This window comes from Streptomyces sp. NPDC014861, assembly GCF_043081625.1.
In the GTDB taxonomy this organism is placed as follows: domain Bacteria; phylum Actinomycetota; class Actinomycetes; order Streptomycetales; family Streptomycetaceae; genus Streptomyces.
On sequence record NZ_JBIBWV010000007.1, the window covers coordinates 113,355 to 135,274 of the forward strand.

Here is a 21,920-nt window from a genome sequence, read left to right on the forward strand (position 1 = left end):
CGCGTGCGGGGCTGTGGACGAGTGGGCGGTCGTGGAGGACCGTGTCACTCACACGGGTGAGCGCGGGGCGGGTGTCAGCTGCCGGGCAGTTCGAGGTCGCTCTTGTTGAGCTCCTCGATGTTGACGTCCTTGAAGGTGAGGACGCGGACCTGCTTGACGAACCTGGCCGGCCGGTACATGTCCCAGACCCAGGCGTCGGCCATGCTGACCTCGAAGAAGACCTCTCCCTGGACCGAGTGCACCTGCATCTCGTAGTCGTTGGTGAGGTAGAAGCGCCGCTCGGTCTCGATCACGTATTTGAACAGCCCGACGACGTCGCGGTACTCCCGGTAGAGCTTCAGCTCCATCTCGGTCTCGTACTTCTCGAGGTCCTCGGCGCTCATGGCATGTTCCCCTTCAGCCGTGCGTCCCCCTATTGTGCGCCAGCCGCGGGCGCCCCTCGGACGATTTCCGGGGCGAGTACGACGGGCGTGCTCGGGGGTCCCTCGTCGAGCAGCGTGCGCAGCAGCCCGGCGAGCCTGATGGGGTACACGGTCTCATGGGCCGCCGACAGTTCGGCGGAGGTCCACCATCTGAGGCCGGAGAGGCTGCGGGTCTCGAGTTCGGTGAGGGCCTGGGGTCCGGGTACGGGGCCGGTGCGGCGGGTGCGGGCGAGGTAGTACCACTCGTCCTGGTCCCACTGGCGGCCGGCGAAGGGGAAGGAGCAGCGGCGCTGCCAGAGGACGGGGCCGAGTTCGACGTCGGTGAGGCCGGTCTCCTCGGCGAGTTCGCGGAGGGCGGCCTGTTCGCGGGTCTCGTCGCCCTCGAGTCCGCCGCCGGGGGTGAACCACCAACTGTCGGCGGGGTCGTCGGGTTCGTGGCCGTGCATGAGGAGGATGCGGTCGGTGGGGTCGAGCAGGATGACCCGGGCGACCTGCCGCACCTCCGGCGCCGGCGGCGGGCCGGGGGCGGGGCCCGTAGCGCCGACCTGGGCCTGCGGAGCGGGGCCCGTACCGCTGGCATGGGGGGCGGAGCCCGTACCGCCTGCGTGTGAAGCGGATCCCGTACCGCCGGCATGGGGGGCGGGGCCCCTGCCGCTGTCCGGATCGCTGTCGTGGCGACCGTGCCTCGTACCCTCCGTCATGCCTTCACCTTCTCCCTCGCGGGCTTGCCGCGCGCTGTCAGGCGCTGGGCCAGGGGGCCGTAGGCGGCGCCGGCGAGGATGAGGGCGGCGCCGGCGGCGATGGCGGTGAGGAGGGGCGCGAGGGGGCCGGGGGTGGAGACTCCGCCGGGGAGGGCCGCGAAGGCGGCGGGGCGGTCGACGAGTCCGCCGGAGAGGGGCCAGGCGACGGCCTCGACGCGGGCGACGACGGTGGAGCGGGGCACCGAGCCCCGGGCGGCGTCCTCCAGGTGGGTGCGGGAGTCGAGGGAGGTGGCGCGGTCGTCGCCGAGGAGGAAGAGGCTGCCTTCGGGGACGGTGGCGGTGAAGTCCTCGGTGGACGCGCGGACGGTGCCGTCGGGTCCGGGCTGCAGATACGGTTCCTCGACGGGGGTGCCGTTGACGGTGAGCCGGCCGTCGGTGCCGCAGCAGGCGACGGTGTCGCCGCCGACGCCGACGACGCGCTTGACCATGGTCGAGTCGCCCCAGAGGGGGTCCTCGAAGACGACGATGTCGCCGCGCCGGACCTCGTCGCCGTCGATGCGCTGGGCGAGGAGCTTGGAGCCCGGTTCGAAGGTCGGGGCCATGGAGCCGGTGGGCACGGTGTACGGCCGGTAGAGCAGGGCTCCGGCGGCGAAACCGCCGAGGAAGAGCAGACAGCCGACGGCCACGGCCAGCCCCGACAGCACGCTGCCGAGCCGGCCGTGGCCGTCACGCTTCTTGGTGGTTCCGCTCATGTGCACCCCAGAGGTCCGTGGTCCGTGGACGATCTGGGACGGCACCCTACCCGCGGGAAGCTACTCGGCGGTATGCCGTGCGGCCCGCTTCCTCCGGCGGACGATCACCAGCGGGAGCGCTCCGGCGAGGCCGATGGCCGCCGCGCCCGGGGTCGTCGCCGCGACCGGGAGCACCGCCGTGGCCGCCGCCGCGGCCGGGTCGAGGCCGGGCTGGTCGAAGACGGCCGGGACGGGCAGGGTCGCCCAGCGGGTGAGGGGCCAGGCGACGACGACGGCGCGGCCGACGACCTGGTCGTTGGCGATGGTGCCGCCGCCGGGGAGCTCCTGGTGGAAGCGGGAGTCGAGGGAGTTCTGCCGGTTGTCGCCCATGACCCAGATGCGGTCCTGGGGGACCTTGATCGGGCCGAAGGAGTCCTGGCAGGGCATGGAGCCGGGGTAGAGGTAGGCGGACTCGTCGAGTTCCTTGCCGTTGAGGACGACCTTGCCGCCCTCCTTGCAGGAGACGGTGTCGCCGCCGACGGCGATGACCCGCTTGATGAGGTCCTTCTCCTCGGCGGACGGCATGAGGCCGATGAAGCTGAGGAACTTCTGGATCGCGTTGGGCTTGGGCGTCTCCGCGGTCTCCAGCCAGCCGCCCGGGTCGTGGAAGACGACGACCTCGCCGCGCTCGGGCTCGGAGCCGAACCAGGGGGTCAGCTTGTCGACGAGGACCCGGTCGCCCTTCTTCAGGGTGTTCATCATCGATTCCGACGGGATCGAGAACGCCTGCACCAGGAAGGTCTTGATCAGCAGCGCGAGGATCAGCGCGATGCCGATGAGGAGGGGCAGTTCCTTCCAGAAGGAACGCTGCTTCTTCGGCCTGGCGCCGTTGTCGTCGGTCCCGCCCGGCTCGTCGCCGGGGGGCGGCGTTCCGTCGCCGCCGGTGTTCTCTTCCGTCACGTTCTCACCTCTGGCCCCGTCGGCCCTGTCCTCGGGCCCGTCCTGTCCGGAACGTGCGCCGACGGCCACTTCCCCCACATCCACTCCTCACTCGGTGCGACCGCCCGTCCCGGAACAGGGACAGGCCCGCCACTCCCATAACGAGCAGGAGTTCCGCAGGGGTCGGCGGCCACGGCATTCCGTTCACGTTCCGCGAGGACACACTATGCGACATACCGAGCGCGGTCTCGGCTGTCGTACGCGCGTCCGGCACCGCGGTGAAGGTCTCGCGTTCCTCCAGGCCCCGCCAGTGGCCGAACGGCCAGGCGATCACGACCGCGCGGCCCACGACCTGATCCTCGGCGATGGTGCCCCGGCCCGGCTCGTCCAGGTGGTAGCGGGAGTCCGCGGAGTCGGAGCGGTGATCGCCGAGGACGAAGACGCGTCCTTCGGGGACCTTCACGTCGAAGGGGATCGTGGACGGTTTGTCGCCGGGGTTGAGGTACGGCTCGTCCAGCGGCACGCCGTTGACGGTGATCCGCCCGTCCTTGCCGCAGCAGCGGACGGTGTCGCCGCCGACCGCGATCACGCGTTTGATGAGGTCCCGGTCGTCGGCGGAGGGCATCAGGCCGATGAAGGTCAGCGCCTGCTTGACCTGCTTGATCCCGATGGGGTCCTCGGCGACGGGGGCGGTGTCCTGGTGGAGCCAGTTTCCGGGGTCCTTGAAGACGACGACGTCACCGCGCTGCGGCTTCGAGCCGAACCACGGGGTGAGCTTGTCGACGAGCACCCGGTCGTCGATCCGGATCGTCTGCTCCATGGAGCCGGACGGGATGACGAAGGCCTGGACGAGGAAGGTCTTGAGGACGAGCGCGATGAGCACCGCGACGCCGACGAGGAGGGGGATCTCGCGGAGCGCGGAGCGCTGCCGGCGCCGTTTGACCTTGCGGGCGAGCCGGCGGCGCTCGGCGCGGCCGGGCGGTGGTGCCGGGGTCGTGCCCGGTTCGGCGCCCGCACGGATACCGCGGCTACCCATGTCCGCTCCCCCGCGGTCCGACGGTGTGCCCGCCGGAGGGAGGGGCCGGGACGGAGTCGTACGCGTCGGTCTCGGTCACGCCGGTCCAGCGACCGAAGGGCCAGACGATCCAGTCGGCGCGCCCGATGACCTTGTCCACGGGGACCATGCCGCCGCCGGGGCTGCCGAGGTGGTCGCGGGAGTCGCTGGACTGGCTGCGGTGGTCGCCCATCACCCACAGGGTGCCCGGGGGGACGACGATGTCGAAGGGTACGTCGGAGGGCCGGTCGCCGGGGGTGAGGTACGGCTCGTCGACGCGGGTGCCGTTGACGGTGATCCGGCCGTCCTTGTCGCAGCAGACGACCCGGTCGCCGCCGACGCCGACGATCCGCTTCACGAAGTCGGTCTCGTCGGGGGCGGCCAGGCCCAGGGCGGCCGCGGCGTCGCGCAGCAGGCCCGTGACGGGATTGCCGGCCGGTTCTTCCTGGACGAAGGATCCGGTGCCGTCGAAGACGACGACGTCACCGCGGCGCGGCTCGCTGCCGAAACGGTACGCCAGCTTGTTGACCAGGATCCGGTCCCCGACCTGGAGGGTGGGTTCCATGGAGCCGCTGGGGATCAGGAAGGGCTGCGCGACGAAGTGGCTGAGGAACAGCAGGAAGACCACGCAGGCGGCGCCGGCGACGCCCGTCCTGCGCCAGGAGGGACCGCGCCCCGCGCTGTCGCCGGGGGCGTCCTCGGTGGCGCCGTCAGGACCGTCGGCGGTGGTGGCCGGTACCCCGGAAACGCGCACGGAGCGCGACCCGGCGTCCGTGGCGGGATCCGGTGGGGGATCCGCCGCGGAAGAGGGGTCGCGCTCCGTGTGCTGTGCTTCGGTGTCCATCGGGGGGTGAGCCTATCCGGCCCGCCTGTACGAGGAGCGTGAAGCGTCGCGCGAGCGGTGAGCCGGGGCTCAGCGGTCGCGCTTCTCCTTGATCTTGGCAGCCTTGCCGCGCAGCTCGCGCAGGTAGTAGAGCTTGGCGCGACGGACGTCACCGCGGGTGACGACCTCGATCTTCTCGAAGATCGGGCTGTTCACCGGGAAGGTGCGCTCGACGCCGACGGAGAACGAGACCTTGCGGACGGTGAAGGTCTCGGAGACGCCGGAGCCCTGGCGGCGGATGACGACGCCCTTGAACTGCTGGATACGGGAGCGGTTGCCCTCGATGACGCGCACGTGGACGTTCACGGTGTCGCCGGGACGGAAGGCGGGCAGGTCGGAGCGGAGGGAAGCCGCGTTCACCTGGTCGAGCAGGGAGGCCATGGAGGTCTCTTTCCTCGCCGATGCCACAGGTCATCAGCGGTGATGTACGAATCGATGAGATCGCCGTCCGGTCGATGGCGGGCGGCTCCCCCTGTGGCAGGGGCGCGCGCCGGACGGACGGCAGTCGCCTATTGTTCCACGCCCTCGACCCTGCGCCAAAATCGGCCGCCGGGCTCGGGGGCCCAGCCGAGGATCGAGAGGGTCTCGCGGTCCTTCTTGTCGAAGGCGGCCGGGTCGCAGCGTTCGATGAGGTCGGGCCGGTTGGCCGCGGTGCGGCGGAAGGCCTCGTCGCGGCGCCAGCGGGCGATCTTGCCGTGGTGGCCGCTGAGCAGCACCTCGGGGATCTCGCGACCGCGCCACTCGGGGGGCTTGGTGTAGACGGGGCCTTCGAGGAGGTTGGCCATGGCGCCGGGGGCGAAGGAGTCGTCGCGGTGCGACTCGGCGTTGCCGAGGACGCCGGGGAGGAGGCGGGCCACGGCCTCGGTGATCACCAGGACGGCGGCCTCGCCGCCGGCGAGGACGTAGTCGCCGATGGAGACCTCGTAGACCGGCATGCGGGTGGCGTACTCGTCCATGACCCGGCGGTCGATGCCCTCGTAGCGGGCGGGGGTGAAGATCAGCCAGGGTCGCTCGGAGAGCTCGACGGCGAGTTCCTGGGTGAAGGGGCGGCCGCTCGGGGTGGGGACGACGAGGACGGGGCCGTGCGCGCCGGTCTCGTAGCCGTCGGCGAGGGTCTGGTCGAGGGCGTCGCCCCAGGGCTCGGTCTTCATGACCATGCCGGGTCCGCCGCCGTAGGGGGTGTCGTCGACGGTGTTGTGCCGGTCGTACGTCCACTGCCGCAGGTGGTGGACGTGGACGTCGAGCTGCCCGCGCGCGCGTGCCTTGCCGACGAGGGAGACGTTCAGCGGTTCGAGGTACTCGGGGAAGATCGTGACGACGTCGAGCCTCATGCCTGGCCGTCCTCTTCGGCGTCGCGGGCGGAGGCGATCTCGGCGCGGTCGTCGATGAGGCCGGGCGGCGGGTCGATGACGGCCCTCTGGTTCTCCAGGTCGATCTCGGTGACGATCTGCTCCACGAAGGGGATCATCAGCTCCGTGCCGTCCGGGCGCTCCACGATGAAGAGGTCCTGGGAGGGCAGGTGGGAGATCTCGGTGATGACGCCGATCTCGGTGCCGTCGGCGAGGACCACGTCGAGGTCGACGAGCTGGTGGTCGTAGTACTCGTCCTCCTCCTCGGGCAGTTCCTCGGGGTCGATCTCGGCGATGAGGAGGGTGTTGCGGAGGGCCTCGGCGGCGTTGCGGTCGCGGACGCCCTCGAAGCGCAGCAGCAGCCGGCCGCTGTGGACCTTGCCGGACTCGACGGTCAGCGGACCGGCGGATGCCGGATCGGTGAGCAGGACGGCGCCGGGACCGAGCCGCAGTTCGGGCTCGTCGGTGCGCACCTCCACGGTGACGTCGCCCTTGATCCCGTGGGCGCGGCCGATCCGCGCGACTACCAACTGCACTGGTGAACTCTTCCTGTCGTACGGCAACGGGCCGGGGTGGGCGGTCTGCCCTCCCCGGCCCGTGCCGGTGTCAAACTTTCAGCGGACCTGGTCCACGTCGACGAGGTCGACGCGGATGCCACGGCCGCCGATGGCGCCCACGACGGTACGCAGCGCACGCGCGGTGCGGCCGTTGCGGCCAATCACCTTGCCGAGGTCGTCGGGGTGGACCCGGACCTCCAGCACGCGGCCGCGGCGCAGGTTGCGCGAGGCGACCTGCACGTCGTCGGGGTTGTCGACGATGCCCTTCACGAGGTGCTCGAGAGCCTCCTCGAGCATGATCAGGCCTCGGTGGTGGACTCGGCCTCGGCCTCGTCCGCCTTCGCCTTCTTGGCCTTCGGGGTGATGGCCTCGCCCTTGTCGTCAGAGCCCTCGAGGGCCTTGGCGAACTCGTCGAAGGAAGCGCGCTTCTCTTCCTTCGTCACCGGGGAGAGCAGGGCCTTCTCCGGGGCGGGGAGACCCTTGTGCTTCTGCCAGTCGCCGGTGAGCTTGAGGATGGCGAGGACGGGCTCGGTCGGCTGGGCGCCGACGGAGAGCCAGTACTGCGCACGCTCGGAGTCGACCTCGATACGCGACGGGTTGTACGTCGGGTGGTAGAGGCCGATCTCCTCGATCGCGCGGCCGTCACGGCGGGTGCGCGAGTCGGCGACGACGATGCGGTAGTGCGGCTGGCGAATCTTGCCGAGGCGCTTGAGCTTGATCTTGACTGCCACTGGAGTGGTGTCTCCTGGTCTTGACGTGGTTGGGCACTTGAGATGCCACGTGGGGTTGCGGTACTCGGGTGCCCGATGGACGCGTCAGCCGGAGGAGAGAGGGGTCCTGTGCGACTGTCGAGTACAGCTGACCATTGTGCCACACGCCGCCGTGCCGCTCGCCGCCAGGTCAGCCGACGGCACCCACCGTCTCGGGGATCCGGAACGGCTTGCCGCAGCCTCCGCAGACGATCGGGGCCTGGGCCAGGACCGAGGGCACCACGCGCACGTTGCGCCCGCAGTCGCAGACTGCCTTGACGCGGACGCCGCCGCCCGAGGAGCCGTGCCGGGCGGCCGGTCCGCGGAAGGAGCGCTTGGTGTCGGCGGCCGTGGCGACGGTGTGGGCCTTGAGGGCTCGCTGGAGCCGCTCCATGGTGGGCCGGTACCGCCGCTTCGCCTCGGGATTGAGCGTGACCAGGGAGAAGCCGCTGCTGGCGTGCGGCTCCTCGGGATGGTCGAGGCCCATCTCCTCGGCGATCGCGAGGAATCTGCGGTTGTGGTAGCGGCCGGCGCGGGAGGTGTCACGGACACCCCGGGCGGCGGCGATGCCGTGGACTGCCTCGTGGAGCAGTCGCTCGAAGGAGAGTTCGGCGCCGCAGGCGGACGAGGACTCTCCGATCAGGGACTCGGGCGCGGCGAGGTCCGGCAGCTCGGGGTGGTGCCGCTGAATGTCGGCCCACGCCTGCGCCAGCTCTGCGGCGAGGACAGGTGGTGTCGTGCTCACGTCGGGTACAACGAGCCGAATCCCCTCCGGGTTCCATTCCGGGGCAACTCAAATATTTTGCACGTACCCGTCAGTCGGTACCCAGGCGTCCAGAGCTGGTGCACAGCGGCGCATACGCCCCGGCGCGCGGTCATGTCACGCGCGCCGGAGCGGTGTGGGACGGGACACTACCGGGCCGGTGCCCGAGTTCGGGCACCACCCCCCTCTTCCGGGCACGGGCCTCGCCGAGGGTCTCCCCCGGGCCTGGCGCGAACTCGTCCGGAGTCGTCCGGCACGAGCACTGGACGCCGGACGCGAAGCGCAGTTCCCTGACTACGGGGGGCTGTCGTCCGGCACGGAATGGGGCCTGATCCATGACACCTACGCTCGTCCCGCACCACCCCGCGCGCGATTGGGCCGAGATCCAGGAGCGGATGCTCGTCCCGCTCTACGAGGCGGTCTACGAACGTCTCGGCGTGGGCCCGGGAACCCGCCTGCTCGGCCTGGACTGCGGCACCGGCCTCGCCCTCCTGATGGCGACCGCGCGGGGCGCGACGGCAGCCGGGGCGGAACGGGACCACGCGCGCGTGGAGCTGGCCAGGACCCGGCTTCCCGAGGATGTGGCAGTCACCGCCGAGGTGCCGGGGGACGGCCCGTACGACGTGATCACCGCCTTCCACGCGGCGGACCGCACCGCTTTCGGTCCTGCCGACCTCACCCGGGCGGCCCAACCGGGCACCGCGGTCGTGCTGGCGGGCTGGGGGCCGCCGGAGCGCTGCGCGACGGAGCCGCTGCTGCGCCTCGCTGACCGGCTCGCCGACCGGCGCCCCTCCCCCTCCACGGACCTGGGCGCCCTGGCCCTGCGGGCCGGGCTGCGGCCGGTCGGGTCGGGGCGGGTCGCCTGCCCCTTCGGATACGCCGACGAGTCGAGCGCGGTGCGCGGCCTGCTGTCGACCGGCGCCTTCGACACGGCGGTGCGGACCGGCGACCCCGCGCAGGTGGAGAAGGAGATCGAGGAGGCGCTGGCACCGTACCGGCGCGCGGACGGCACGGTATGGATGCCGAACGTCTTCCGGTACGTGGTCGCGCGCATGCCGTAGGCCGAGATCTCGGATGTTGGATCCGGGATGTTGGATCCGGGATGTTGGATCCGGGATGTTGGATCCACGATCCGGGATCCACGATGCCGGATCCAGACATCCCCGAAGCCAGGCTCAGCCCCGCGTCTCCGGGTTGGGCCCGACCCCCGGCTCCGGGGCGTTCGGGTCCGGTCGTTCGATGCCGGCGGCCCGGTAGGCGGCGCCCTCCTCCAGGGTCTCGTTCGCGAGGAGGGCGGCGCTCAGGGCGTCGAGCTTGTCGCGGTTCTCGTTCAGGAGGCGTACGGCGTCCTCGTAGCACTCGTCGACGATCCGGCGCATCTCGGCGTCGACGGTGTCGAGGGTCGCGGGGGCGGCGGAGAGCCCGTACGCCTGCTGGGCGTCGCTGGGAATGGCGGTGAGCCGGCCGACGGTCTCGCTCATGCCCCAGCGGCCGACCATGCCGCGGGCGATGTTGGTGACCTGTTCGAGGTCGCTCTCGGCTCCGGTGGTGATGACGCCGAAGACGACCTGCTCGGCGGCCATGCCGCCGAGGGCGCCGATGATCCGGCCGCGCAGGTACTCCTCGGTGTAGGCGTACTTGTCGGCGTCGGGGGTGGAGAGGGTGACGCCGAGGGCGCGCCCGCGCGGCACGATGGTGATCTTGCGGACGGGATCGGCGCCCGGCTGGAGCATGCCCAGGAGGGCGTGACCGCTCTCGTGGTAGGCGGTGCGGCGGCGTTCCTCCTCGGGCATGACGAGGGGGCGTTCGGCACCGAGCTGGACCTTCTCCAGGGCGTCGGAGAGGTCGGACTGGGTGACGGACTTCTGTTCCCGCTTGACGGCCAGGAGGGCGGCCTCGTTGGCGAGGTTGGCGAGTTCGGCGCCGGTCATGCCGGGGGTGGTGCGGGCGACCTGCTCCAGGTCGACGTCCTTGGCGAGCGGGATCTGCCGGGTGTGGATCTTGAGGATGGCCTCGCGGCCGCCCCGGTCGGGCGGGTTGACGTGGACGATCCGGTCGAAGCGGCCGGGGCGGGTGAGGGCAGGGTCGAGGACGTCGGCGCGGTTGGTGGCGGCGAGGACGATGACACCCTCGGAGCCGGTGAAGCCGTCCATCTCGGTGAGGATCTGGTTGAGCGTCTGCTCGCGCTCGTCGTGGCCGCCCATGCCGGAGCCGCCACCGCGGGCGCGTCCGATGGTGTCGATCTCGTCGATGAAGATGATCGCGGGGGCGACCTTGCGGGCCTCGGCGAAGAGTTCGCGGACCCGGGAGGCGCCGACGCCGACGATCATCTCGATGAACTCGGAGGCGGAGGCCGAGAAGAACGGCACCCCCGCCTCGCCGGCGACGGCGCGCGCGAGGAGGGTCTTGCCGGTGCCGGGCGGCCCGGCGAGGAGGACGCCGCGGGGCATCTTGGCGCCCATGTCGCGGTAGGCCTGCGGGTTCTTGAGGAAGTCGACGACGTCGTTGAGCTCGCCCTCCACCTCGTCGATGCCGGCGACGTCGGCGAAGGTGGTGCGCTTGCCGCCCTCCACCTCGACCGGCTTGGGCGGCTGCTTGCGGCCGAGCATGCCGCCGGCGCCGCCCATGCCGGCGCTCATCCGGCGCGCGATGAAGACCCAGAGGAGGACGAGGAGGAGCATCGGGGCGAGGGAGAGGAGGAGATTGGCGAGGAAGGAGCGTTCCTGCACCACGGGCTCCGCGGTGACGGTGACCTTCTGCTTGGTGAGCTGCGCCCACAGGTCGTCGTCGGCGAAGGCGGGCCGCTGGGTCTGGAACTTGGTGTAGTCGCCCTTGCCGTCGGGGACCGGCTGCTTCTCCTTGAGCTGGCCCTGGATGGCGTCGCCCTTGGAGTAGATCTTGGTGACGTTCCCCGCGGTGACCTGCTTGTTGAACTCGGTGTACGAGATCGTCGGCCCGTCGCCCTCGTTGAAGAAGGAGAGCACGAGGTTGGCGATGAGGTAGACGGCGAGCGCGGTGAGGATGAGGCTGCCCCAGCCTCCGGGCATCTTCTTCTTGGGAGGCGGGGGCGGCGGCGCCCCTTCCGAGCGCCAGGGCTGGTCGGTCCGGTCGCGCGGGGGTACGGGGTTGGCCACGTCGCTCTCCTCGGGGCGGCAGTGGCCTCAGTATCGAAGATCGTGACGAACACGGCATTCCGGGTGGACCGGGTGGACGAAAAGGGGCCCGGGGCGGTTTCGTACCGCCGCGGACCCCTCCTCCCGTGCGTCGCCGGATCGCTCAGGACGTCGCTTGATGGCTCAGGGCATCGCCGGATTGCTCAGGGCGTCGCCGGAGCGTCAGCCCATGAACTTCTTGAACTCGTCCGGCAGCTCGAAGTCCTGCGGGCCCTGGCCGGCGCCCGGCAGCCCGAAGGCGCCGCCCTGCTGGGCCTGCTCCCGCTTCTCCTGGGCGGCCTGCTCCTCGGCCTTCCGCTTCATCGGGTTGCCGCTCTTGCGCTTGCCCTTGGCCTGCTTGACCTGCTTCTTCTGCCGGCCGGGGCCGCCGCCCATGCCCGGGATGCCGGGCATGCCGGGCAGACCGCCGCCCTGGGCCATGCGGGACATCATCTTGCGGGCCTCGAAGAACCGCTCGACCAGGCCCTTCACGGCGCTGACCTCGACACCGGAGCCCTTGGCGATACGGGCGCGGCGGGAGCCGTTGATGATCGTGGGGTCCTGGCGCTCGCCCGGGGTCATCGACTTGATGATGGCGGCGGTACGGTCCACGTCCCGCTCGTCGATGTTGGCGATCTGCTCCTTCATCTGCCCCATGCCGGGCAGCATGCCGAGCAGCTTGCTGATGGAGCCCATCTTGCGGACCTGCTCCATCTGGGCGAGGAAGTCGTCCAGGGTGAAGTCCTGGCCCTTCTTCGACGCGAGTTTCGAGGCCATCTTGGCGGCCTCTTCCTCGTCGAAGGTCTGCTGGGCCTTCTCGATGAGCGACAGCATGTCGCCCATGCCGAGGATGCGGGACGCCATGCGGTCCGGGTGGAACGCGTCGAACTCGTCCAGCTTCTCGCCGTTGGAGGCGAACATGATCTGCTTGCCGGTGACGTGTGCGATGGAGAGCGCGGCACCACCGCGGGCGTCGCCGTCGAGCTTGGAGAGCACGACGCCGTCGAAGCCGACGCCGTCGCGGAAGGCCTCGGCGGTGTTGACCGCGTCCTGACCGATCATGGCGTCGACGACGAAGAGGATCTCGTCGGGGCTGACGGCGTCGCGGATGTCCGCGGCCTGCTGCATCAGCTCCTGGTCGATGCCGAGGCGGCCGGCGGTGTCGACGATGACGACGTCGAAGACCTTGGAGCGCGCGTACTCGATCGAGTCCTTGGCGACCTGGACCGGGTCGCCGACGCCGTTGCCGGGCTGCGGGCCGTAGAAGGCGACGCCGGCGCGGTCGGCGACGACCGAGAGCTGGTTGACGGCGTTGGGGCGCTGGAGGTCGCAGGCGACGAGCAGCGGCGAGTGGCCCTGCCCCTTCAGCCAGAGGCCGAGCTTTCCGGCGAGGGTGGTCTTACCGGCACCCTGGAGACCGGCGAGCATGATCACGGTGGGCGCGGTCTTGGCGAACCGCAGGCGGCGGGTCTCGCCGCCGAGGATCGCGATCAGCTCGTCGTTGACGATCTTGATGACCTGCTGGCTGGGATTCAGCGCCTTGGAGACCTCGGCACCGAGGGCCCGCTCCTTGACGTTCTTGATGAACGCGCGGACGACGGGCAGGGCGACATCGGCCTCGAGGAGGGCGATACGGATTTCCCGGGCCGCGCTGTCGATGTCCTGTTCGGAGAGGCGGCCTTTGCCCCGGAGGGACTTGAAAGTCGCGCTGAGGCGGTCGGAAAGCGTATCGAACACGTTGGTCGCGATCCTCGGGTCGGGGCGGATGGTCGCCACCCAGGGTATCCGGCCCCGGGACGGAGCCGACCTCGCCGGTCGAAGAAGACCGGTGAGGGCGGAATCCCCGCAGGAGCAGGGAGCACGCCGCCTCGGAGAGCCGGCCATCGCCGCGGAGCGGACCATCCCCGCCGGCGGGGAGCACGCGGTGCTCGACGACACACGGCGCCCCAGGTCACCCCAGCGCCTCCTCCAGCGCCCTGGCCAGGTCGATGGCCTCCTCGTCCGGCAGGAGGGAGCCGTCGGGGCGGGTCACGTACAGGGTGTCCACGGCGTTGGCGCCGAGGGTGGAGACGTGGGCGCTGCGGACGCGTACCGCCGCTCCCTCCAGGGCGCGGCCGATCCGGTGGAGCAGGCCCGGGGCGTCCTGGGCGCGGACCTCCAGGACGGTGGCGAGGCGGGAGTCGGCGGGGGCCACGGTGACGCGGGGCGGCGGGGCCTGGACGCCGCGGCGGCGCGGGTAGGCGGACTCGCGCTCGGCGAGCCGGGCGGGGATGTCGAGCGTGCCGTCGAGGGCGCGCAGCAGGTCGGCGCGGAGCCGGTGGCCCTGGGGCAGGGAGCCGTACTCGGCGGCGACGCGCCAGGCGAGGACGAGGACGGACCCGGTGCCGAGTTCGGTGGGGAGTTCCACGGCGCGCAGCTCGGCGGCGCGGACGGTGAGCCGGTGGAGGGCGAGGACGCCGGCGACGGCCGGCAGGACGCCGGGCTGGTCGGGGAGGGCGATGAGGAGTTCGACGCCGACGGGGGCGGGCTCGTCGTCGGGGTCGAGGGGCTGTTCGTCGCGGGTGTGCAGGGCGAGGACGGGTTCGCCGGTGCGCAGCGCCTCGACGGCGAGGCGTTCCTGTTCGGCGCTGGGCGCGGCGGCCTCGGGGTCGGGCAGCGGCTCGCCGGCGAGGACGCCGGTGACGCGTTTGACCAGGTCGGCGACGAGGGAGGCGCGCCAGGCGGACCAGGCGGCGGGTCCGGTGGCGAGGGCGTCGGCCTCGGTGAGGGCGTGGAGGAGTTCGAGGGTGCCGACGGTGCCGACGGCGGTGGCGACGGCTTCGACGGTGGCCGGGTCGTCGAGGTCGCGGCGGGTGGCGGTGTCGACGAGGAGGAGGTGGTGGCGGACGACGGTGGCGATGGTGGCGGTGTCGGTGCGGTCGAAGCCCATGCGGGCGGCGAGGTCGCGGGCGATGGTCTCGCCGGCGACGGAGTGGTCGCCGGGCCAGCCCTTGCCGATGTCGTGGAGGAGGGCGGTGACGAGGAGGAGGTCGGGGCGGCCGACGCGGCGGGTGAGGGAGGCGGCGCGGACGGCGGTCTCGACGAGGTGCCGGTCGACGGTCCAGGTGTGGACGGGGTTGCGCTGGGGGCGGTGGCGGACCCGTTCCCAGTCGGGCAGGAGGCGGGTGACCAGTCCTTCGGCCTCCAGGGCCTCCCAGACGGGGACGGTGGGGGCGCCGGCGCCGAGGAGGGTGACGAGGGCTTCGCGGGCCTCGGCCGGCCAGGGGACGGGCAGGGCCTTCGCGGTGGCGGCGAGGTGGCGTACGGCGTGCGGGGAGAGCGGCAGGCCGTGCTGGGCGGCCGCGGCGGCGGCGCGCAGCGGGAGGACGGGGTCGCGTTCGGGGCGGGCGAGGGAGGTGCCGGGCGTCCGGGCGAAGCCGGGCGGCTGCGGGAGGGCGAGGACGACCTCGCCGTCCATCTCGACGACGCCTTCGGCGAGCGGGGTGCGTTCGGCGGGCTGCTTCCGGTCGCCGGCGCGGCCGAGGAGGGCGCGGAGGCGGGGGCGGGCGGAGCGGGCCTTGAGGACGCGGCCGACCTCGCGCCAGGTGATGTCTGCGGCGTACGTGACGATGCCGGCGGCCTCGTACACCTCGCGGAGGAGGGTGTCGGCGTCGAGGAGGCCGAGTTGTTCGGCGACGGCGTCCTGTTCCTGGAGGGCGAGGCGGTCGGTGGCGCGGCCGGTGGCGAGGTGGAGGGCGTCGCGGGCGTCGAGGAGGCGGCGGCGGGCGGTGTCGAGGCCGTCGCGGGGGGCGTCGGCGAGCCAGGAGGCGGCGACGGCGCGCAGGGCCTGGGCGTCGCGGAGGCCGCCGCGGGCCTCCTTGAGGTCGGGTTCGAGGAGGAAGCGGAGCTCGCCCGCGCGGTCGGCGCGGTCGCGGCAGAGTTCGGCGAGTTCGGGGAGGCGGCGGACGGCCTGGTTGCGCCAGTCGGCGAGGACGGTGGAGCGGAGGGCGGCGGCGAGGGCGGTGTCGCCGGCGAGTGTCCGGGCGTCGAGGAGGCCGAGCTGGACCTTGAGGTCCTCGGCGGCGGTGGCGCGGGCCTGGGCGGGGGTGCGGACGGAGTGGTCGAGGGCGATCCCGAGGTCCCAGACGGGGTACCAGAGGCGGTCGGCGACGGCGGCGACGGTCTCCGGAGGGAGGCTGCCGTCGTGGAGCAGGAGGAGGTCGAGGTCGCTGCGCGGGGAGAGTTCGGCCCGGCCGTAGCCGCCGACGGCGACGAGGGCGATCCCCTTGGGCGGTGCCGCGGCGGTGAGGAGTCCGGCCAGCCAGTCGTCGGTGAGGCGGGCGAGGGCGCCGCGGCGCTCGGGCCCGGACGGCGCCTTCTCCTGGAGGAGTCGCAGCCGGGCCGCCGCGTAGCCTCCGGCTCCCTGCTCTTCGGTCGCGTCCTGCGGTTCGAGGGTGGTCACCGACGGCTCCTTCGCTCTGCGGGGCGGCGGGGTGGAGGGGTGGCGGGTGGCGGGTGACGGGGTGGCCGGTGGCCGGGCGGGACTCGGCGGGCGGGAGGTACGGCCTCGGGGGTACGACTACGGGGGTACGGCTCCAGGGGTACGGCCTCCGGTCCCGAGGCCGTACCCCTGGAAGCCGTGTTCCCCCTGAGCCGTACCCCCTGGGGCCCGCTCCTACAGCGCGTCCGGGCCGCGCTCGCCCGTGCGGACGCGGACCGCGGTCTCGACCGGCACGCTCCAGACCTTCCCGTCACCGATCTTGCCGGTGCGGGCGGCCTTCACGACCACGTCGATGAGCTGCTCGGCGTCCTCGTCCTCGACGAGGACCTCGATGCGGATCTTGGGGACGAGGTCGACGGTGTACTCGGCTCCGCGGTAGACCTCGGTGTGGCCGCGCTGGCGTCCGTATCCGCTGGCCTCGGTGACGGTGAGGCCGTGGACCCCGAAGGCCTGGAGGGCCTCCTTGATCTCGTCGAGCCGGTGCGGCTTCACGACCGCGGTGATGAGCTTCATGCGTCCACCTTCTTGTTCTCCGTGACGACCGGGGCGGGGGCGGCGGCGGTGCGCCCACTGGCGCCGCCGCCGGCTCCGCTGAAGTCGTAGGCGGTCTCGGCGTGCTCGACCTGGTCGATGCCGGAGACCTCGTCGTCCTCGCTGACCCTCATGCCCATGGTCTTGTCGATGATCAGGGCGAGGATCGCGGAGGCGATCAGAGAGTAGGCGAGGACGGCGAAGACGCCGACGGCCTGCTTGCCGAGCTGTTCCAGGCCGCCGCCGTAGAAGAGGCCCTTGGCCTCGGACTGGACGCCGCCGGTGGCGAAGAAGCCGACGAGGAGGGAGCCGATGACACCGCCGACGAGGTGGACTCCGATGACGTCGAGGGAGTCGTCGTAGCCGAACTTGTACTTGAGGCCGACGGCCATGGCGCAGACGAGGCCGGCGACGGCGCCGATGGCGATGGCGCCGAGCGGGGAGCAGGAGCCGCCCGCGGGGGTGATGGCGACGAGGCCGGCGACGGCGCCGGAGGCGGCGCCGAGGGTGGTGAAGGCGCCGTGCCGGATCTTCTCGTAGAAGAGCCAGGCGAGCATGGCGGCGGCGGTGGCGACCTGCGTGTTGACGAACATCACGGCGCCGACGCCGTCGTCGTTGCCGAGCCACGAGCCGGCGTTGAAGCCGAACCAGCCGAACCAGAGGAGGCCGGCGCCGAGCATCACCAGCGGGAGGCTGTGCGGGCGCATCGGGTCCTTCTTGAAGCCGACGCGCTTGCCGATGACGAGGATGACGCCGAGGGCGGCGGCGCCGGCGTTGATGTGGACGGCCGTACCGCCGGCGAAGTCGATGACGCCCATCTCGAAGAGCCAGCCGCCGGTGCCCCAGACCCAGTGGGCGACGGGGAAGTAGACGACGGTGACCCAGAGGGCGATGAAGAGGGCCCAGGCGGTGAACTTGACGCGGTCGGCGAGGGCGCCGCTGATGAGGGCCGGGGTGAGGATGGCGAACATCAGCTGGAAGGCGGCGAAGACGAAGACGGGGATGGTGTAGCCGTCCCAGAGTTCGGTGACGCCGATGCCGCTGAGGCCGAGGTAGTCGGAGGACCAGCCGACGATGCCGCCGGTGTCGGTGCCGAAGGCGACGCTGAAGCCGTAGAGCACCCAGAGGATCGTGACGATCCCGAGGCTGATGAAGCTCATCATCAGCATGTTGAGGGTGGACTTGACGCGGACCATGCCTCCGTAGAAGAAGGCGAGGGCCGGGGTCATCAGCATGACCAGGGCGGTGCAGATGAGCATGAACCCGGTGTTGGCGGCGGACAGCTCGGGGGCGTCTGCTGCCAGGGTCGTGATGGCTGGTGCCATCGGCGTCTCCTCGTCGTCGGATGCGGCCTGTGCGGGGCGGGGCCGGCGGTGAGCGGCGGCCTGAGGGGTGGCCGGTTATGGGCCAGAGATTCGCGCAGCGCGGTTTCCGACGATGCCGCTCGATGTTTCGGGGCAGTGACGAAGGACGGGGGTGTGTTACGTGACCGTGAACGCCCGGGTCACAGGGAGGTAACGGGCGTACGCTCCCGGCCGGCCGGGCGGGAGGCCGGGGCGGAGCCCGGGCGGGCGGGGGCGGCGGGTCCGGAGCCCGGGCGTGCGGGGGGCGGGGCGGCGGCGGGTCCGGGACGTGGACCGGCCGCGCCGGCGTCCGTGTGTCCTGAGCGGCGGGGGAGCCGAGTCGGGCAGTACGGGACGTCCGGCGCGGCCGGGGTGCGGGGGCTCGCGGGAGTCGGCGGGGCGGTCAGACGGCCTCGGCGGACTCGGGCAGGAGCAGGGTGAGCCGGTCGGTGAGGTCGAGGACCTCGGCGACGTCGCCGAAGTCGCGGGCGGCGGTGTCGACGGTCTTGCGGAGCCGGTTGTTGACCCGCTCGGAGCGGATGGAGCGGGCGACCCCGAGGGCCTTCTCGGCGAGGACGACGGACTGCTCGGGCTCGCGTTTGAGCAGGTGGACGGTGGCCATGCCGATGAGGTTGAGGGCGTACGACCGCTGGTGGTCGGGGTCCTTCCCGAAGAGCTCCACGGCCCGCTCCATGACGGGCTCGGCGAGGGAGGCGTAGGTCGGGGAGCGGCCGGCGACGTAGGCGAGGTCGCGGTAGGAGTGGGAGTTCTCGCCGTTGAGCTCGGCCTCGGTGAAGAAGCGGATCCAGTCGGGCTCGGGGCCGCCTTCGAGGTCGGCGTCGGAGAAGGTGTCCTCGGCCATCCGGACGGCCCGCTTGCACTTGGAGGGCTGGCCCATGTTGGCGTAGGCGCGGGCCTCCATCGCATACAGCATGGCCTGGGTGCGGGGGGTGGCGCAGTCCCGACTGCCGTACTGGGCGAGGTGGATGAGTTCGAGGGCGTCGTCGGGGCGGCCGAGGTGGATCATCTGCCGGCTCATCGAGGAGAGGATGTACGAGCCGAGCGGCTTGTCGCCGGCCTCCTTGGCGGCGTGGAGGGCGAGGACGAAGTACTTCTGGGCGGTGGGCTGGAGGCCCACGTCGTAGCTCATCCACCCGGCGAGTTCGGCGAGTTCGGCGGCGACGGTGAAGAGGCGCTTGGCGGTGGCGGCGGGCTGGGACTCCTGGAGGAGGTCGGTGACCTCGTGGAGCTGGCCGACGACGGCCTTGCGGCGCAGGCCGCCGCCGCACTGGGCGTCCCACTTGCGGAACATGGCGGTGGTGGATTCGAGGAGGTCGAGCTCGATCTCGGAGAGGCGGTGCGGGCGGCGGCCGTCGGGTGCGGGGTCGCCGGGGGCGGGCTCGCCGGCGGGGGTGGGCACCAGCCAGCGCTGCATGGGCTCGATGAGGGCGGGTCCGGCGGCGAGCTGGAGGGAGGAGCCGAGGAAGCCGCGCCGGGCGAGCATGAGGTCGCTGCGGGAGAAGTCGCTGAGCAGGGAGACGGTCTGGGGTCCGGCCCAGGGGAGGTCGACGCCGGAGACGGAGGGCGTCTGGTGGGCCGTGCGCAGTCCGAGGTCCTCGATGGCGACGACGGAGCCGAAGCGCTCGGAGAACAGTTCGGAGAGGATTCTCGGGATGGGTTCGCGGGGCTGTTCGCCGTCGAGCCAGCGGCGGACGCGGGAGGTGTCGGTGGAGATGTGGTGGGCGCCCATCTGGCGGGCCCTGCGGTTGACCTGGCGGGCCAGCTCGCCCTTGGACCAGCCGCTGCGCACGAACCACGAGCCGAGCCGCTCGTTGGGGCGCTTGCCGGCATTCGTACCGTCTGTGCCGCTGCCGCCCACTGGAACGCCCCCATCCACCTGATTGCCTGTCGTGCGAACCCCTATCAGAATGCCGCGTCCGGCGGCGCTCCGCTCGGTGTTCCGCCTCCTTCGAACGGGAAACCGGGTTGCCTCCGGCATACCCACCCGTGCATGCCCTCCGAGGTTCGGGTACCGAAAGTAATCCTACGATCACCCCTGCCGTGAGGGCGTTTCAAGAAACGCCACCATTCGCCACCCCTTCGAATGAACTCGCCGGGCGCTCCACACGATTCACTTGACATGCGACGACCCGGCGTCGGCGGACGGGAGCGCGCAGAGGCGTGCGCCACCGGGCGCACCACCCCGTTCGCACCCGAGCGCCACCCCGGGCGAGCACCCCCGGGCGTGGCGTCACCGAGCGTGACACATGTGTTCCGGGTCGTAACCACCGGCGCGTCCGACCCGTTGGAGGGGGCATGGGCTTCACGATCGGCGGCATCCGCGAGATGCGGTCCGGCTCACGCCGCCGCGCACGCACCACCGAGTGCACGGCGGTGGCCGAGTACACCGGACTCTGGGGCTGGGACGTCCAGCCCGGCGCGCGGGCCGTCTCCGGCCAGTGCTCCTGCGGCGACCGGGCCTGCGCGGCTCCGGGCGCGCATCCCCTCTCCTTCGCGTCGCCGGTCCCGGCGGGCGCGGGGCTCGACGTCGCGACCGAGGCGTGGGCGGAGTTCCCGGGGGCGGCGCTGCTGCTGCCGGTGGGCCGCGCCTTCGACGTGATCGAGGTGGCGGAGGCGGCGGGCCGGCGGGCGCTGGTCAGGATGGAGCGGATGGGGCTGCCGCTGGGGCCGGTCTGCGCGACGCCGACCGGCCGTGCGCAGTTCTTCGTCGCGCCGGGCGCGGCGGCGGAGCTGCCGCGGCTGCTGTACCGGATGGGCTGGGACGACGCGGACCTGGACCTGCACTGTCTGGGACCGGGCGGCCACATCACCGCTCCCCCGTCGAACCTGGGCGGCCTGGGTCCGGTGCGCTGGCTGCGGCCGCCGACGCTGGACACGGCGGGGGCGCCGCCCCAGGCCCGGCTGCTGCTCGGCACGCTCGCGTACATGTGCCATCGGACGCACGTCTGACCGTCGGCGTACGCGAAAGGGCCTCCGCCGTGGTCGGCGGGGGCCCTTTCGCGTGGCGTCGCGGAGGTCAGTCGCCGATGAGGGCGTCGACGAAGGCGGCGGGCTCGAAGGGTGCCAGGTCGTCCGGGCCCTCGCCGAGGCCGATGAGCTTGACGGGGACGCCGAGCTCGCGCTGGACGGCGATGACGATGCCGCCCTTGGCGGTGCCGTCGAGCTTGGTCAGGACGATGCCGGTGATGTCGACGACCTCGGCGAAGACGCGGGCCTGGATGAGGCCGTTCTGGCCGGTGGTGGCGTCGAGGACGAGGAGGATCTCGTCGAGCGGGCCGTGCTTCTCGACGACGCGCTTGACCTTGCCGAGCTCGTCCATGAGGCCGGTCTTGGTGTGGAGGCGGCCGGCGGTGTCGACGAGGACGACGTCGGCCTTCTCGGCGATGCCCTCCTTGACGGCGTCGTAGGCGATCGAGGCGGGGTCGCCGCCCTCGGGGCCGCGGACGGTGCGGGCGCCGACGCGGTCGCCCCAGGTCTGGAGCTGGTCGGCGGCGGCGGCGCGGAAGGTGTCGGCGGCGCCGAGGACGACGGACTTGCCGTCGGCGACCAGGACGCGGGCGAGCTTGCCGGTGGTGGTGGTCTTGCCGGTGCCGTTGACGCCGACGACCATGACGACGCCGGGGACGTCCTGGGGGCTCTCGGTGTGGACGGTGCGGTCGTGGTCGCCGAGGAGGGCGATCAGCTCCTCGCGGAGCAGGCCGCGGAGCTCCTCGGGGGTGCGGGTGCCGAGGACCTTGACGCGCTCGCGCAGCCGCTCGACCAGTTCCTGGGTGGGGGCGACGCCGACGTCGGCGGTGAGGAGGGTCTCCTCGATCTCCTCCCAGGTGTCCTCGTCGAGGTGCTCGCGGGAGAGCAGGGTCAGCAGGCCCTTGCCCAGCGAGTTCTGGGAGCGGGCGAGGCGGGCCCGGAGGCGGACGAGGCGTCCGGCGGTGGGCTCGGGGACCTCGATCTCGGGCGCCGGGGGCGCCTCGGCGACGACCGGGTCCTCGACGGCGACGGGGGTCTCGACCGCCTCATCGGCGGTCGGGAGGTCGACCTCCTCGACGGTGCGGCGTGGTTCTTCCCGCGGCGTCTCCGCCTCGTCGCCGACGTGCGGCTCGGCGGGCGGAGCGGTGATGGTCGGCGTGGTGGACGGCGGTTCGGCCGGCGGCAGCTGCTTCTTCTTGCGACCGCTGATCACGAGCCCGCTGGTCACGGCGACCGCGACGACCAGAGCGATGACTACAGCAAGGATGAGTTCCATAA

General features: G+C 72.1%; 21 protein-coding genes. 2 read left to right on the forward strand and 19 right to left on the reverse strand.

Annotation, left to right across the window (positions count from 1 at the left end):
* Positions 1-74 precede the first annotated feature (74 nt).
* The 12 genes from ACF1BN_RS16860 to ACF1BN_RS16915 all read right to left on the reverse strand — a co-directional run bounded on the left by ACF1BN_RS16860 (position 75) and on the right by ACF1BN_RS16915 (position 8,130).
* A complete protein-coding gene (locus ACF1BN_RS16860) occupies positions 75-383 on the reverse strand; it encodes a DUF2469 domain-containing protein (protein WP_005311352.1) in 309 nt (102 codons plus the stop codon).
* Positions 384-412: 29 nt separating this feature from the next.
* The gene (locus tag ACF1BN_RS16865) at positions 413-922 is read right to left on the reverse strand and encodes an NUDIX hydrolase (protein ID WP_392332387.1); all 510 of its coding nucleotides are present in this window, start codon (positions 920-922) and stop codon (positions 413-415) included.
* Positions 923-1,119: 197 nt separating this feature from the next.
* Entirely contained in the window at positions 1,120-1,875 is a 756-nt protein-coding gene (gene lepB, locus ACF1BN_RS16870) for a signal peptidase I (RefSeq protein ID WP_392332388.1), read from the reverse strand.
* 60 nt (positions 1,876-1,935) lie between these two features.
* Positions 1,936-2,883 (reverse strand): signal peptidase I, encoded by a 948-nt coding sequence (lepB, locus tag ACF1BN_RS16875; RefSeq protein WP_392332389.1) that lies wholly within the window; start codon positions 2,881-2,883, stop codon positions 1,936-1,938.
* Entirely contained in the window at positions 2,819-3,829 is a 1,011-nt protein-coding gene (gene lepB / locus ACF1BN_RS16880) for a signal peptidase I (RefSeq protein ID WP_392332390.1), read from the reverse strand. The genes lepB (ACF1BN_RS16875) and lepB (ACF1BN_RS16880) overlap by 65 nt, the downstream gene beginning before the upstream one ends.
* Positions 3,822-4,691, reverse strand: a complete 870-nt coding sequence (gene lepB, locus ACF1BN_RS16885) for a signal peptidase I (protein ID WP_392332391.1) — start codon at positions 4,689-4,691, stop codon at positions 3,822-3,824. Before lepB (ACF1BN_RS16885) ends, lepB (ACF1BN_RS16880) begins: the two co-directional genes overlap by 8 nt.
* A 69-nt stretch (positions 4,692-4,760) precedes the next feature.
* Entirely contained in the window at positions 4,761-5,111 is a 351-nt protein-coding gene (gene rplS / locus ACF1BN_RS16890; protein WP_043229374.1) for a 50S ribosomal protein L19, read from the reverse strand.
* A 128-nt stretch (positions 5,112-5,239) separates the two neighbouring features.
* A complete protein-coding gene (gene trmD / locus ACF1BN_RS16895) occupies positions 5,240-6,061 on the reverse strand; it encodes a tRNA (guanosine(37)-N1)-methyltransferase TrmD (protein ID WP_392332392.1) in 822 nt (273 codons plus the stop codon).
* Positions 6,058-6,615 (reverse strand): ribosome maturation factor RimM, encoded by a 558-nt coding sequence (gene rimM / locus ACF1BN_RS16900; protein ID WP_392332393.1) that lies wholly within the window; start codon positions 6,613-6,615, stop codon positions 6,058-6,060. The genes trmD and rimM overlap by 4 nt, the downstream gene beginning before the upstream one ends.
* A 78-nt stretch (positions 6,616-6,693) precedes the next feature.
* A complete protein-coding gene (locus ACF1BN_RS16905; protein ID WP_005311361.1) occupies positions 6,694-6,933 on the reverse strand; it encodes an RNA-binding protein in 240 nt (79 codons plus the stop codon).
* Positions 6,934-6,935: 2 nt separating this feature from the next.
* Complete coding sequence (gene rpsP, locus ACF1BN_RS16910; protein ID WP_376604508.1) at positions 6,936-7,367, reverse strand: 30S ribosomal protein S16; 432 nt, start codon at positions 7,365-7,367, stop codon at positions 6,936-6,938.
* 169 nt (positions 7,368-7,536) lie between these two features.
* Positions 7,537-8,130: a hypothetical protein gene (locus ACF1BN_RS16915; protein WP_392332394.1), complete on the reverse strand. Its 594-nt coding sequence runs from the start codon at positions 8,128-8,130 to the stop codon at positions 7,537-7,539.
* A 353-nt stretch (positions 8,131-8,483) separates the two neighbouring features.
* Here ACF1BN_RS16915 and ACF1BN_RS16920 point away from each other — a divergent pair, with 353 nt between their 5' ends.
* A complete protein-coding gene (locus ACF1BN_RS16920) occupies positions 8,484-9,209 on the forward strand; it encodes a class I SAM-dependent methyltransferase (RefSeq protein ID WP_392332395.1) in 726 nt (241 codons plus the stop codon).
* 114 nt (positions 9,210-9,323) lie between these two features.
* Here the strand turns inward: ACF1BN_RS16920 and ftsH are convergent, their stop codons facing one another.
* The 6 genes from ftsH to ACF1BN_RS16950 form a co-directional block, all read right to left on the reverse strand.
* Complete coding sequence (gene ftsH, locus ACF1BN_RS16925; protein WP_392332396.1) at positions 9,324-11,282, reverse strand: ATP-dependent zinc metalloprotease FtsH; 1,959 nt, start codon at positions 11,280-11,282, stop codon at positions 9,324-9,326.
* A 201-nt stretch (positions 11,283-11,483) separates the two neighbouring features.
* Positions 11,484-13,037, reverse strand: a complete 1,554-nt coding sequence (gene ffh / locus ACF1BN_RS16930) for a signal recognition particle protein (RefSeq protein ID WP_392332397.1) — start codon at positions 13,035-13,037, stop codon at positions 11,484-11,486.
* 214 nt (positions 13,038-13,251) lie between these two features.
* Positions 13,252-15,741 carry a [protein-PII] uridylyltransferase gene (locus ACF1BN_RS16935; protein ID WP_392332398.1) on the reverse strand — a complete coding sequence of 830 codons (2,490 nt, stop codon included), beginning with the start codon at positions 15,739-15,741 and terminating at the stop codon, positions 13,252-13,254.
* A 213-nt stretch (positions 15,742-15,954) separates the two neighbouring features.
* A complete protein-coding gene (locus tag ACF1BN_RS16940; protein ID WP_015036464.1) occupies positions 15,955-16,293 on the reverse strand; it encodes a P-II family nitrogen regulator in 339 nt (112 codons plus the stop codon).
* Positions 16,290-17,636: an ammonium transporter gene (locus tag ACF1BN_RS16945; protein ID WP_392332399.1), complete on the reverse strand. Its 1,347-nt coding sequence runs from the start codon at positions 17,634-17,636 to the stop codon at positions 16,290-16,292. Before ACF1BN_RS16945 ends, ACF1BN_RS16940 begins: the two co-directional genes overlap by 4 nt.
* Positions 17,637-18,057: 421 nt before the next feature.
* Positions 18,058-19,533: a hypothetical protein gene (locus tag ACF1BN_RS16950; RefSeq protein WP_392332400.1), complete on the reverse strand. Its 1,476-nt coding sequence runs from the start codon at positions 19,531-19,533 to the stop codon at positions 18,058-18,060.
* Positions 19,534-19,970: 437 nt separating this feature from the next.
* Here ACF1BN_RS16950 and ACF1BN_RS16955 point away from each other — a divergent pair, with 437 nt between their 5' ends.
* Entirely contained in the window at positions 19,971-20,624 is a 654-nt protein-coding gene (locus ACF1BN_RS16955) for a bifunctional DNA primase/polymerase (protein ID WP_392332401.1), read from the forward strand.
* A 67-nt stretch (positions 20,625-20,691) separates the two neighbouring features.
* Here ACF1BN_RS16955 and ftsY read toward each other — a convergent pair whose 3' ends face one another.
* Complete coding sequence (gene ftsY / locus ACF1BN_RS16960; RefSeq protein WP_392332402.1) at positions 20,692-21,918, reverse strand: signal recognition particle-docking protein FtsY; 1,227 nt, start codon at positions 21,916-21,918, stop codon at positions 20,692-20,694.
* Between the last annotated feature and the right edge of the window lie 2 nt (positions 21,919-21,920).

Coding starts and splice junctions, on each gene's coding strand:
- ACF1BN_RS16860 (WP_005311352.1), bottom strand. CDS start 383: ATGAGCGCCGAGGACCTCGAGAAGTACGAGACCGAGATGGAGCTGAAG.
- lepB (WP_392332388.1), bottom strand. CDS start 1,875: ATGAGCGGAACCACCAAGAAGCGTGACGGCCACGGCCGGCTCGGCAGC.
- lepB (WP_392332390.1), bottom strand. CDS start 3,829: ATGGGTAGCCGCGGTATCCGTGCGGGCGCCGAACCGGGCACGACCCCG.
- lepB (WP_392332391.1), bottom strand. CDS start 4,691: ATGGACACCGAAGCACAGCACACGGAGCGCGACCCCTCTTCCGCGGCG.
- rplS (WP_043229374.1), bottom strand. CDS start 5,111: ATGGCCTCCCTGCTCGACCAGGTGAACGCGGCTTCCCTCCGCTCCGAC.
- trmD (WP_392332392.1), bottom strand. CDS start 6,061: ATGAGGCTCGACGTCGTCACGATCTTCCCCGAGTACCTCGAACCGCTG.
- ACF1BN_RS16905 (WP_005311361.1), bottom strand. CDS start 6,933: ATGCTCGAGGAGGCTCTCGAGCACCTCGTGAAGGGCATCGTCGACAAC.
- ACF1BN_RS16920 (WP_392332395.1), top strand. CDS start 8,484: ATGACACCTACGCTCGTCCCGCACCACCCCGCGCGCGATTGGGCCGAG.
- ACF1BN_RS16940 (WP_015036464.1), bottom strand. CDS start 16,293: ATGAAGCTCATCACCGCGGTCGTGAAGCCGCACCGGCTCGACGAGATC.
- ACF1BN_RS16945 (WP_392332399.1), bottom strand. CDS start 17,636: ATGGCACCAGCCATCACGACCCTGGCAGCAGACGCCCCCGAGCTGTCC.
- ACF1BN_RS16955 (WP_392332401.1), top strand. CDS start 19,971: ATGGGCTTCACGATCGGCGGCATCCGCGAGATGCGGTCCGGCTCACGC.
- ftsY (WP_392332402.1), bottom strand. CDS start 21,918: ATGGAACTCATCCTTGCTGTAGTCATCGCTCTGGTCGTCGCGGTCGCC.